Below are 12521 nucleotides of genomic sequence, written 5' to 3' on the forward strand. Positions count from 1 at the left end.
TAATCGCTTTCAATGTACATTCATTTTAATATGGCACAATCTAAAAATCAAGCCTAAAAGTATAACATTTTTATAAATGTGCCACACTAATGAGTTATACTTATTTCATATTATGTTTTCGGTGCGGATAATAGTCCATTAAAAAAGGGTGATCGAGTAATCACCCTTTTTTAAATGTTATTTTGGTGTCTTAATGACGGCTGGATCAAGCAAATCATAACCTTTACTGCGAAGTCCCTTCACAATGTCATCAAGTGCCTCTTTAGTCCATTCACGGTCATGCATAAGAAGGTTGGCGCCATTACCCAGCAACTCCGTATTTACCATTATATCCGCCAGATTATCAGCATCCATATATTCTTCATTCCAATCATACCCATAAGTCCAATTCATAAGCAGCATCTTCTCTTCGGCAGCTAACTGTTTGGAGTAATCCGTGTTTTGACCAAAAGGTGCACGGAAAAATTTAGGACGTTCGCCAGTAATTTCTTCAATTTTATCATTCAATCCCACGATCTCTTCTTTTTGTTCTTCTTGAGATAAGTCAGTTAAAGAAGCATGAGTCATCGTGTGATTGCCGATCGGAAATCCCATTTCGTGAATTTTTTTTAGTTTTTCTTTTCCTTCTTCTGAATCGATAAAATGACCGTTTACAAAGAATATCGCTGGTGCATCCGCTGCTTTTAACGTTTCAGCCATTTCTACCCCATATTCATCTGGAGCATCATCAATCGTTAAAAGAGCTACCTTGGAATCAGCATCATTTATAGGTTCAAATGACCAGTTACCCGTAATCTGATATTGAGCTTCTTTTGGCTCTTCAGGTGACGCTTCGCCAGCAGCTTCTTCTGATTTCTCGCTCTTCTCTTCTTTTTCTTCTTTTTCAGCTTTATTTTCTTCTTTTTCTTCTTTAGCTGAATCTTTTTTCTCGTCTGCCTCCTGGTTTGTCTGCTCTTTATTCTTCTCTTGATCTTCTTCCCCGCCATCTTGACCATTTACACCGCCGCAAGCCGCTAATACCACAATTAAAAACAAAAATATGCCTAACCTTTTCATTGAAGTCCCTCCGCTGTTATGTATTTCCAACTACACTATTATATAAGAAGAATGTGGATTTCGGCTATCGTTAATTGGAAATTTAGGTTATAATATTTAATCGTTAACCTTTGGGCAGTTATTAAAATATTTAGGTGGTATGTATGTTTCAAAAATTGAAGCGTTTTAAAATTTTAGGTGGACGTACTTTAAAAACGGGGATTTCTGTATTTTTAACCGCACTAATATGTGGTTTTTTTAATTTGCCTATAGTTTTTGCCGTCATCACAGCCATTGTTACAGTTGAGCATACGGCTGCTGATTCGATTAAAAAAGCGATGGTACGCTTTCCAGCCTCTGCGATCGGAGCGTTGCTAGCGACCGTTTTTTACAGTTTTCTTGGGAAGGGCGCCTTAACTTTTGCCCTGGTGGCTATGCTCACAATTGCCGTCTGCCATAAATTAAAGCTGGATGACGGAATTATTGTGGCAACAATTACAGCCACTGCTATGATCCCTGAATTTCAAGATCATCATATTGTTTCGTTTTTTAGTAGATTGGGTACTACTTCAATTGGCATCGTTCTTTCGACCCTTGTAAACTTTTTCCTTTTACCACCTAACTATTCCCCCATGATTTACAAAAACATTAATGATTTGTATAATCAGTCTGGTGTCCTGCTCCAGCGTATAATCTCAAGTATTACTGCAGATTCTAAAGAGAAAAACCGCGGGATCCAAAAATCCTATCGCCATTTGACTGCCCATTTGGAAAGAACATATCAGCTGTCTCAATTTCAAAGAGAAGAGTGGAAATATCACAGACATACGAAAGAAGAAATGTTAGCATTTCAATTTTCTCAGAAGAAGCTCAGAACTTTTCAACAAATCGCTTATCATCTGGGGAACCTTCAGTATGTAAATACAAAGGCTGCAGATTTTACGGAGGCTGAAATCGATCTGCTTGAGGCTCTGACTGAGAATTATGTTAAAGTACTGCAAGACCCCACTCATACTATTAGTGAAGATCAGTTTACAAGGGTCGAAAAACTGGATCAAGTCTTTTGGAAATGGAAAGAAGAACATGTGCAAAGGGACTCTAAGTACAGACATCATCTACCGCAGCAAACGATTCTTATTTATGAACTTTTATGTTTTCATGATGTACTGGAAGAACTTCAAAACATGTCTCATAAGCAGCAGAAATTAGTCCATGACTGCTATGGACAGTAACACTTATTTTCCAGGAATTCTGGAAAAACAATGTAAGAAGGGATGATCAAAGTGAAACAGGTTTCAAAAGTATTCTACATTTCAGTAGTTGTAGCATTATTATTTATCGCTTGGGGAGTCATCCCTGAAGAGGTGCTGCCTACTTGGAATTTAAGTAACGTAACATCTCAAATTCAAGGCTTCTTAACCGATAAGTTCGGCTGGTTCTATCTATTATCAGCTACTGGTTTTGTTATATTCGCTATTTACTTAGTCTTTTCTAAATTCGGTAAGTTGAAACTAGGAAAGCCGGATGACGAACCAGAATACCCGTATATCACTTGGTTCGCGATGTTATTTAGTGCAGGTATGGGGATTGGACTTGTATTCTGGGGAGCAGCAGAACCACTTTCCCACTTCCACAGTCCACCTGTTGTTGGACAGGAGCCCGCTACTGAAGAAGCTGCACAATCAGCTATGAAATACAGTTTCTTCCACTGGGGACTACACCCTTGGGCTTTCTATTCTGTGATCGCTCTGGCACTTGCTTATTTCAAGTTCAGAAAAGATGCACCAGGCGTAATCAGTGCTACTTTAGTTCCGCTACTAGGAGAGAAACGAGTAAAAGGTCCGCTTGGAACACTCATTGACTTTATTGCCGTATTTGCAACAATCTTTGGTGTAGCCACTTCCCTGGGACTTGGTGCCCTGCAGATTTCAAGTGGACTAGCCTTTACTTTTGATGGACTTGAAAATACGTTCACTTTACAGTTAATCATTATTCTTGCGGTAACCGTACTGTTTATGGTTTCAGCGATGACCGGTTTAAATAAAGGAATTAAGTACTTGAGTAATACAAACATTGTGCTGGCTCTACTACTTATGATCTTCACACTATTCGCTGGACCTACGAACTTTATTATGGATTTCTTTACGACCACGTTCGGTTCGTATGTACGTGACCTACCGTATATGAGCTTCCGTCTGACACCGTTCGCAGAAGATAGTACATGGGTGAAAGACTGGACCATATTCTACTGGGCTTGGTGGCTTTCCTGGGCTCCATTCGTAGGAACCTTTATTGCCCGTGTTTCTAAAGGACGTACAATCCGCGAATTTATTCTAGGTGTACTTCTAGTACCAACCTTCTTTGGTGCTCTTTGGTTCTCTGTATTTGGCGGTTCTGCCATTTCTCTAGAATATTTCGATGGCGTTAACATCATTTCCGATGTAAACGAACTTGGTACAGAGGTGGCTCTATTTTCTATGCTTGAGCACATTCCTCTAGGTGGTGTGATGTCCATTATTGGTCTTCTGTTAATTAGTACATTCTTTATAACGTCAGCTGACTCAGCTACTTTCGTTCTTGGAATGCAAACGACCAATGGAAGCTTAAACCCTAGGAACCAAGTGAAATTTACCTGGGGTGTTATTCAAGCTGGAGCAGCAGCCGTACTTCTGTGGCAAGGCGGGTTAGGCGCCTTACAGACAGCAGCTATTATTTCAGCTTTCCCTTTCACCATTATCATGATTATGATCTGCTTCTCGCTTTATAAGACATTTAATGATGATGCAAAAGAAGCCGGACTTAAAAAGAAAAAAACGTCTAGCTAACGTTATATTCCTTCTATCCTTCTCTAGATGGAGGGCAGGCCGTCGAGACTCTCTCGCCGGCCTTTTTTATTTTGATTACTTATTACCAATACCTACAGGTAATTTTAATAAATTGATTTACTCTATTTAGAACAGAAATGTGTAATGCTTGAGCTAATACTTTACTTTATTTATATTTACAAGACTCTGTTAAAGATTACTCCTTACAGGACGTAGGATCGATTGATATTGCCACAGGACGTGGCGAGTTTAGTCAATCCTATCACCAACCCAACCTTAGGTGAAAAACAGATTCTTTTGGAAAAGTAAACTTTCTCAGCTTAATATGCCCCAAATGCTTCTATGAGAAGGCACTTTACAAATTTATAGCTTTAAAAGGTATGCATCCCCTATCCTGTAATTTCTCCTTAAGCAAATATGGTCTCGGGTGGTTTCAGTTTCTAATTAGGCAATGTCCATAGGGGGACGACGAAGACTCCTGCGGGGTGTTTATGATCGATGAGATGCCACGCAGGGCTGTTGAGCCTAGGAAGCTCAACACAGAAGAAATTCGACTAAGAACGCAACGTCATGAGACAACGTCTAACGATCCTGCATCATGCAGGGCCGGAAAGCGAATCGTCCCCCGGAGGACCTCCCGTCGTAACCCATTTATCTCGAAAATTAATATTCAAGTACATATAGCTTATCTGTAAAATCAACACAAGCACATGCCTGCTCTCCCCCTTTTCGTGTGTTACAAAATTGATTATTTATTAACATATGGATTAATGATAAAACACTCGGTTATCATTTCAATGACATCTCCATTACAAAGCAAGTTTCGTCGTTTTTGTTTGTTACACTTGTCCTGCGGCAGATTAGAAAGGGGTGCAGACAATCTATGACGTACAGTAGAATTACTTCATTAATACTTATTATTTTATTAGCAGGCTGCATTCCTCAATCTGACAATGTGGAAGTTTTACAAGCCCACTCTGATTCTTATGCTGTTTATCTATATACGGAGTTAGATAATAACCATCCATCAGAAGCTGATAACTATTTAACAGCTCTTCTTGATTGGAAAATGAAACACGATCACAAATCCCTATCATTTGAGCAATCAGAGGCTAATACAGGACAGATTGGTGTCGATGAGGACCAACTCCCCGCTCTCGTTGTTAAAAAAGATGGGAAGGTCATTGAATTGATTTCTGGAGATTCTGGATCTCAGGATATTATGAATAAATTAGAAAATTCCATAACTGTAACTAATAAAAACTCCTGAACGAATTCCGCTCAGGAGTTTTTCAATTGTATGTATATGAATAAGATATCTATCGCTGCATGGAATAATTTCCTCTCCGCGCCTTCATCTTAATATTTTTTTGCACAAAAAAAATACTTATAAATACTAGTGAGTTTTTGATAGTGTTCTATTAGTTTAATAACCCTCTTACAGTTAAAAAACTCCGGAACCAGGATGGTTCCGGAGTTTTTTAACATTATTTTGTGATGTGAATCGGGCTACCCATAGCTACTTCAGCTGCTTCCATGGTAATCTCACCTAGAGTTGGGTGAGCGTGAATAGTCAAGGCAAGATCTTCAGCTGTCATGCCTGCTTCAATGGCAAGACCTAGTTCAGAGATCATGTCACTTGCATTTGGTCCTGCGATTTGAGCACCAATCACTAGATTATCATCTTGACGAGTAATCAGTTTTAAGAAGCCGTCACTGTCATTAAGAGAAAGCGCACGTCCGTTAGCTCCGAACGGGAACTTAGATGCTTTCACATCATATCCAGCTTCCTTAGCTTCCTCTTCTGTATAGCCGACAGAAGCAAGTTCTGGATCGGAGAACACAACAGCAGGGATGCCTAGATAGTCAATTTCTGATTTTTCACCGGCAATAACTTCTGCTGCAATTTTACCTTCGTAAGAAGCTTTATGAGCAAGCGGAGGTCCATCAACGATGTCACCGATCGCATAAATGTTATCAAAGTTTGTGCGACATTGCTTGTCAATTTGAATAACACCTTTGTCGCTCATTTCAACGCCAAGTTCTTCAAGGCCGATTTCGTCTGTATTCGGACGGCGTCCTACAGTTACAAGTACGTAATCAGCTTCGATGGTTTTTTCTTCACCTTTTACTTCATAGGTTACTTTTACGCCATCTTCAGTTTCTTCTACCCCTTGTGCCATAGCATTGGTAACAATATCTACGCCTTTTTTCTTCAAGCGTTTCTTAACGAGAGAAGACATTTGCTTCTCAAAGCCGCCAAGGATGTCTTTCATGCCCTCAAGGATAGTTACTTCAGTATCGAAATTCGCATACGCTGTACCTAGCTCTGTACCGATGTAACCGCCGCCGATAACGACCATTTTCTTCGGTACCTCATTAAGAGCAAGTGCTCCAGTAGAGTCAATGACGCGCTCAGAGAACTTGAAGTTAGGAAGTTCAATTGGACGGGAGCCAGTCGCAATAATACAGTTATTAAACGTGTACGTCTGGGAATTTTTATCATCCATAATACGCACGGTATTTTTATCTACGAAATAGACTTCACCTTTTACGATATCGACTTTATTGTTTTTGAGCAGTCCTTCTACACCGCCGGTAAGCTTCTGAACGACTCCGCTCTTCCACTCTTGAACTTTGGAAAAGTCTACCGTCGTGTTTTCAGACTGAATGCCCATATCCTCGGCACCTTTAGCGTGTTCATAACGGTGACCCGCCTGAATAAGCGCTTTGGAAGGAACACAGCCTACGTTCAAGCAAACTCCTCCAAGGTTACCTTTGTCTACGATTGTTACGTTTTGTCCAGTTTGAGCGGCACGGATGGCAGCTACATAGCCGCCAGGTCCCGCTCCAATGACTAACGTATCTAGTTCAATTGGAAAATCTCCTACTACCATACTTTACGCCTCCATCATAATTAGTTGTGGATCGTTCAGTAAACGCTTGATGTTATTCATTGCATGCTGAGCTGTTGCACCATCGATGATACGGTGGTCAAAGCTTAGGGAAATTGCAAGAACAGGGGCTACTACTACTTCGCCATCACGAACCATTGGTTTTTCAGCAATACGTCCAATTCCTAGAATAGCAACTTCTGGATGATTAATTACTGGAGTAAACCATTGACCGCCGGCAGAACCGATATTTGTAATCGTTGTAGATGCGCCTTTCATTTCTTCTGATGTCAGTTTACCATCGCGAGCTTTGACTGCCAATTCATTGACTTCACTTGAGATGGAGAAGATCGACTTACGGTCTGAATCTTTCACCACTGGTACAAGCAAGCCTTTGTCGGTGTCTGCTGCAATACCAATATTATAATAGTGTTTTTGAATAATTTCATCCTTATCGTCATCTAAAGATGTATTCAAAACAGGGAATTTCTTAAGAGTGGACACAAGCGCTTTTACTACGTAAGGAAGATACGTAAGCTTGATATCCTGTTCAGCAGCTACTGCTTTGAATTTCTTACGGTGAGCAACAAGTTCGGTTACGTCTACTTCATCCATAAGGGTTACGTGAGGAGCTGTCTGTTTAGAGTTCACCATAGCTTTAGCAATGGCTTTACGCATACCGCTCATTTTCTCGCGAGTTTCAGGATACGCTTCTCCAGCTGCTGGAGCTGTCTGAGCTGCAGCTGCTTCTTGCTCTTCGGCTTCTTCTGTTGATGTTGTATCTTGAGCTTCTGTTTGATCACCGCTCATGAAGCTTTCGACATCCTCTTTCAAAATACGGCCGTTTTTACCAGAGCCTTGAACTTTACGGATATCTACATCGTTGTCGCGAGCAAATTTACGTACAGATGGCATAGCTACTACACGCTTATCTTCATCTACATCGCTGTCATCTTCAGCTGCAGGCTGTTGAGAAGCAGATTTTTCTTCTTTTTGCTCTGATTGTTTTTCTTCTTTCGGCTCTTCTTTAGATTCCTCTGCGGAATCATCAGAAGATCCTTCATCAGAACCTGTGTCTTCGGATCCGTCATCAATTGTGATAATGACCGTTCCTACTGTAGTTGTTTCGCCTTCTTCGACATGGATTTCTTTTACTGTACCATCGACTTGAGACGGAATTTCAACAACTGCTTTGTCGTTTTGCACTTCGCAAATAACGTCGTCTTCTTTAATTTCATCACCTGGTTTTACAAACCATTTGGCAATTTCACCTTCGTGGATACCTTCACCGATATCAGGCAGTTTAAATTCAAATGCCACGCTTACTACCTCCCATTTTTAAAATGATTAAAAGTTCATAACTTGGTTTACTTTTTCAACTACAGAATTGTAGTTTGGAAGCCATACTTCTTCTGCTTGCGTGAATGCATAAACAGTATCTGGTGCATGAACACGCAGTACTGGAGCTTCAAGATGCAGAATAGCTTTTTCTTGAATTTCCGCAGCTACGCTTGCTGCAATACCTGCCTGCTTTTGTGCTTCCTGCACAACAACCGCACGGTTTGTTTTCTTAACAGATTCAAGAATGGTTTCATAGTCAACTGGGCTGACCGTGCGAAGGTCGATAACTTCAGCACTCACACCATTTTCCTCCAGCTCTTCAGCTGCTTTCAGGCAGGAGTGAACCATTGCGCCGTACGCTACTAAAGTAACATCGGTTCCTTCACGTTTGATATCTGCTTTATCAAGTTCAATCGTGTATTCCTCTTCTGGAACTTCGCCGCGGAAAGAGCGGTATAGTTTCATATGCTCAAGGAAAACGACTGGATCGTTATCGCGGATTGAAGAAATTAATAGTCCTTTTGCATCGTAAGGTGTAGAAGGAATAACCACACGCACACCAGGCTGCTGAGCAATTAGCCCTTCTAGACTGTCTGCGTGAAGTTCAGGTGTATGCACACCGCCGCCGAATGGAGAACGAATCGTAATCGGCATGGAGCGTGTGTTACCTGTACGATAACGGTAACGAGCCATTTGACCATTAATAGCGTCCATTGTTTCATAAACGAAACCAAAGAACTGAATTTCAGGTACTGGACGGAAGCCAGTCAAAGCAAGTCCGATGGACATACCGCCAATTCCAGACTCAGCTAGTGGTGTATCGAATACGCGATCTTCACCGAATTCGTCTTGAAGACCTTCTGTCGCACGGAATACTCCGCCGTTTTGACCAACGTCTTCACCGTAAATCAGCACGTTTTCGTCGTTTTTAAGCTCGGTTTGCATCGCGTTTGTGATAGCTTGGATCATTGTCATTTGTGCCATGGTCTACTTCGACTCCTTTTCCTTATATTCTTCCATCTGTTCTTCAAGGTTAGGTGGAAGTTGTTCGTGCATGTTACTGATTAGATCCGTAACTTTTTGTTTTGGTGTATTGTCTGCTTCTTTAACAGCAGCTTTGATTTCTTCTTTTGTTTTTTCAATTAGTTCATTTTCTTCTTCTTCGGACCACAAATCTTTACCTTCGAGATACTTACGGAAACGGACGATTGGATCTTTCTTCTCCCATTCGCTGTCTTCGTCATCTGTACGGTAACGTGTTGGGTCGTCACCAGCCATTGTATGTGGACCATAACGGTAAGTAAGTGTCTCAATCAATGTTGGACCTTCACCGTCAACCGCACGTTTACGAGCTTCTTGGGTAGCTGCATAAACGGCAAGCACGTCCATACCATCCACTTGAATTCCTTCAATACCAGCTGCAACCGCTTTTTGTGCAATTGTTTGAGCTGCGGATTGCTTTTCAACTGGTACAGAAATCGCAAAGCGGTTATTTTGCACAACGAAAATAGCCTGTGCACCGAAGGCTCCGGCAAAGTTAATTCCTTCATAAAAGTCACCCTGGGAAGCTCCGCCGTCACCAGTATAAGTAATAGCCACTGCATCTTGACCGCGTTTTTTGAAGCCTAGTCCCACACCAGCTGCTTGTGTAATTTGAGCACCGATGATGATTTGAGGGCTTACTGCATTTACGCCTTCTGGCATTTGATTTCCTTTAAAGTGGCCGCGGGAAAATAGGAAAGCCTGGTATAAAGGAAGGCCGTGCCAGATCAACTGAGGCACATCACGATAGCCTGGCAGAATAAAATCTGCTTTTTCCAATGCATATTGACTTCCAAGCTGAGAAGCTTCCTGTCCTGCTGTAGGAGCGTAGAAACCTAGACGTCCCTGACGGTTTAACGCGATGGAACGCTGATCCAATATACGCGTATAAACCATACGCTTCATAATTTCTTTTAAATCTTCGTCTGACAAATCAGGCATGGCGTCTTCATTGACGATTTCGCCTTCTTCGTTCATGATTTGAAACATTTCGAACTGATTTTCAATGTTCTCAAGAGTACGTTTCAAAATCGTTCACCTCTTCCTTTCTTATTCTAAAAATAGATGATGTGAATAGCTTTCCCAAATATGAAAAAAACTGTACCGATTTGCTCTTTACGTATTACCCTGTACACATCTTCACTAATCATACGTAAGATCTCAGTTAAACTGTTACATTTTCCCTGGAATTTTTAATGGTACAATGTAGGTCCACTTAGTAGTTTAGCTCAATTCGTCATCATTCGTCAATTACAACCTCTTCTATAACTTATATATAGTTCTATACCATGCGCAAAGGCTAGGTAAAATGAGAAATAAGTGAGCATTATCCCTTCTACTGTACCATTAGAAAATTAAGCCTGTATTAATTCTAAGTTTTTTCTCTGTATCATGCAAATAAAAAAACCGCCAGACGCTGACGGTTGATAAATATGTAAAGTTGTTAATTGATTGAAGCTATTCTTCAGACTTCTCACTTTCTTCATAAGATACATTGAGATCAAGTGCCTCGTAAAGTTCTTTTTTCTGATTATTATACTCTTCTGTATATTGGTTGAACTCTTCATTTGCCTCAATGACCTGATTATAGCTGTTATTTATACTTTCGATTTTTTTCTGCATATCTTCTTCTACTAATTCTTTGTTTTGCAGCATTTCATACAATTCTTTATCAAGTTTTAAAGCTTCATTATAAGCATTATATAATTTCTGATAGGCTTCATAACGTTTCTCCATCGTTTTAACAAGTTCTTCGGCTTTTTCTTTCGCTTCTGCCTGTTCTTCATCTAATTCATCGATAAGTGGTTTAATTTTGTCGAACTCTTCCTTGGCGGCTTCAATACTTTCTTTCTCAGCTTCAAGTTTCTCCTGTCTTTCCTCTACAATTCCAGTTGCTTCTTTAGAAAGCGATTGAATTTTATCAAATTGATCCATATTCAAATCAATTATTTTCTCATAAAGCTCCTGTTCTTCATTTTCGAGCTTAACAAGAGGCTGCTGTTGCTCCCGAAATCCTTCCTCTTTCTTTACCGCCTCTTCAAGATGATTATACATCTCTTCCTGAGCAGAAGGACCTGTGCAAGCAGTCATAATAAAAACGGCTGCTGCCAATACCATAAACAAACGTAAACGCACGATCACTTTTCCCCCTTTATGCAGACTCTCCAAAAACATGATTGTAATCTTGTGATATGTACAATAGTATAATATATGAAATTAAATTGGAAGTGACTTTTTTCAAATGTTTCCAATAATCATGGAGCAAAGACACAGGTCTGCTTCCCTATTTATATAAGATGATATAATGTTCAATTGGGAAAGGATGTTTAGTATGATAACTATGGAAGATATTGTCCGTGAAGGGCACCCGGCCCTGCGGAAGGTGACAGAAGAAGTAGCTTTACCTCCCTCGGAAGAAACCAAGGAAACATTGGAATCCATGCTTCAGTACTTAAAGAATAGTCAAGATGAACAAGTATGTGATCGATATGGTCTGCGTCCAGGCGTGGGACTAGCTGCGCCGCAGATTAACGTAAACAAACGGATGCTTGCCGTACATTTTATTGATTTGAAAGATAAGCTTTACAGCTACGGACTATTCAACCCGCGTATTGTAAGTCATTCGGTGGAACGCACCTACCTTTCGACAGGAGAGGGATGCTTATCTGTTGATCGGGAAGTACCTGGATATGTACCAAGGTATCGCCGGATTACAGTGAAAGCGACGGATCTTGAAGGGAACGAGGTTAAACTTCGCCTGAAGGATTATGCCGCAATTGTTTTTCAACATGAAATCGATCATCTTCATGGCATCATGTTTTATGATCATATTGATCCGGATGAACCATTTAAAGAGCCTGAAAATGCTGTGCCTGCTGATCGATAAAACCTTCTATAAAAAAGCCTGCCGGAAATTCCGGCAGGTTTTTTTGTAATCAGAAACCCTAACCCTTTTGTGCTAAAGGTAACGAGTGATTTTCATAACAGGCTTATTCAAGAAAAGGGCCGGTTACTGTAAGACTCAGTTTCGAGATATTGTGTGGAAAGGGGCTCCAGGGAACGACTCGCTTTCCGCGGGCATGCGCTGAGTCTCCTCAGGCTGGCGCCTTCCGGGGCCTCACCTGTCATGTTCATCCCGCAGGAGTCTTCGCCGTTCCCTTCCGCCCCTTTGCGATCATGGAGCGCTCGAAATTCTCTGCATAAACGCGTTCCAATGAACCAGGATCATCTATGATCCATAGTGGTTTTTACTACGTGTGTTTACGTGTAGGAACCCTGTACTATAAGCATTTGAGGCAGATGCAGCATGGTTCCTTTCTGCTATAGCAGGGTCCGTTCGCAGCATTATAGTTGGGGTGGTGGGGAAATGGCGCATATCCGTCAA

10 protein-coding genes are annotated in these 12521 nt (G+C 40.9%); 4 read left to right on the forward strand and 6 right to left on the reverse strand.

Annotation, left to right across the window (positions count from 1 at the left end; genetic code table 11):
- Window positions 1–177: 177 nt before the first annotated feature.
- A complete protein-coding gene (locus BMZ06_RS10205; RefSeq protein ID WP_089751938.1) occupies window positions 178–1056 on the reverse strand; it encodes a polysaccharide deacetylase family protein in 879 nt (292 codons plus the stop codon).
- Window positions 1057–1199: 143 nt separating this feature from the next.
- Here BMZ06_RS10205 and BMZ06_RS10210 point away from each other — a divergent pair, with 143 nt between their 5' ends.
- The 3 genes from BMZ06_RS10210 (at window position 1200) to BMZ06_RS10220 (ending at window position 5130) form a co-directional block, all read left to right on the forward strand.
- A complete protein-coding gene (locus BMZ06_RS10210; RefSeq protein WP_089751939.1) occupies window positions 1200–2267 on the forward strand; it encodes an FUSC family protein in 1068 nt (355 codons plus the stop codon).
- A 51-nt stretch (window positions 2268–2318) separates the two neighbouring features.
- Window positions 2319–3860, forward strand: coding sequence for a glycine betaine uptake BCCT transporter (locus tag BMZ06_RS10215; RefSeq protein WP_089751940.1), 1542 nt, complete (start codon window positions 2319–2321; stop codon window positions 3858–3860).
- A gap of 883 nt (window positions 3861–4743) precedes the next feature.
- Window positions 4744–5130 carry a hypothetical protein gene (locus BMZ06_RS10220; protein ID WP_089751941.1) on the forward strand — a complete coding sequence of 129 codons (387 nt, stop codon included), beginning with the start codon at window positions 4744–4746 and terminating at the stop codon, window positions 5128–5130.
- A 217-nt stretch (window positions 5131–5347) separates the two neighbouring features.
- On the opposite strand, the gene lpdA is transcribed toward BMZ06_RS10220, so the two are convergent.
- From lpdA to BMZ06_RS10245, 5 genes are all read right to left on the reverse strand, one after another.
- Window positions 5348–6757 carry a dihydrolipoyl dehydrogenase gene (gene lpdA / locus BMZ06_RS10225; RefSeq protein WP_089751942.1) on the reverse strand — a complete coding sequence of 470 codons (1410 nt, stop codon included), beginning with the start codon at window positions 6755–6757 and terminating at the stop codon, window positions 5348–5350.
- Window positions 6758–6760: 3 nt separating this feature from the next.
- Window positions 6761–8074, reverse strand: a complete 1314-nt coding sequence (locus BMZ06_RS10230) for a dihydrolipoamide acetyltransferase family protein (protein ID WP_089751943.1) — start codon at window positions 8072–8074, stop codon at window positions 6761–6763.
- 27 nt (window positions 8075–8101) lie between these two features.
- Entirely contained in the window at window positions 8102–9079 is a 978-nt protein-coding gene (locus BMZ06_RS10235; RefSeq protein WP_089751944.1) for an alpha-ketoacid dehydrogenase subunit beta, read from the reverse strand.
- 3 nt (window positions 9080–9082) lie between these two features.
- Window positions 9083–10165, reverse strand: a complete 1083-nt coding sequence (gene pdhA / locus BMZ06_RS10240; protein ID WP_089751945.1) for a pyruvate dehydrogenase (acetyl-transferring) E1 component subunit alpha — start codon at window positions 10163–10165, stop codon at window positions 9083–9085.
- 429 nt (window positions 10166–10594) lie between these two features.
- Window positions 10595–11272 (reverse strand): YkyA family protein, encoded by a 678-nt coding sequence (locus tag BMZ06_RS10245; RefSeq protein WP_245755995.1) that lies wholly within the window; start codon window positions 11270–11272, stop codon window positions 10595–10597.
- Window positions 11273–11468: 196 nt separating this feature from the next.
- On the opposite strand from BMZ06_RS10245, the gene def reads away from it, so the two are divergent.
- Window positions 11469–12023 (forward strand): peptide deformylase, encoded by a 555-nt coding sequence (def, locus tag BMZ06_RS10250; protein WP_089751947.1) that lies wholly within the window; start codon window positions 11469–11471, stop codon window positions 12021–12023.
- The last annotated feature ends 498 nt before the right edge of the window (window positions 12024–12521 follow it).

The organism is Halobacillus alkaliphilus, assembly GCF_900113125.1.
Lineage (GTDB): Bacteria > Bacillota > Bacilli > Bacillales > Halobacillaceae > Halobacillus > Halobacillus alkaliphilus.

Excerpts from the sequence above, each read along its gene's own strand:
- BMZ06_RS10205 (WP_089751938.1), bottom strand. The coding sequence starts at position 1,056 with ATGAAAAGGTTAGGCATATTTTTGTTTTTAATTGTGGTATTAGCGGCT.
- BMZ06_RS10210 (WP_089751939.1), top strand. The coding sequence starts at position 1,200 with ATGTTTCAAAAATTGAAGCGTTTTAAAATTTTAGGTGGACGTACTTTA.
- BMZ06_RS10220 (WP_089751941.1), top strand. The coding sequence starts at position 4,744 with ATGACGTACAGTAGAATTACTTCATTAATACTTATTATTTTATTAGCA.
- lpdA (WP_089751942.1), bottom strand. The coding sequence starts at position 6,757 with ATGGTAGTAGGAGATTTTCCAATTGAACTAGATACGTTAGTCATTGGA.
- BMZ06_RS10235 (WP_089751944.1), bottom strand. The coding sequence starts at position 9,079 with ATGGCACAAATGACAATGATCCAAGCTATCACAAACGCGATGCAAACC.
- def (WP_089751947.1), top strand. The coding sequence starts at position 11,469 with ATGATAACTATGGAAGATATTGTCCGTGAAGGGCACCCGGCCCTGCGG.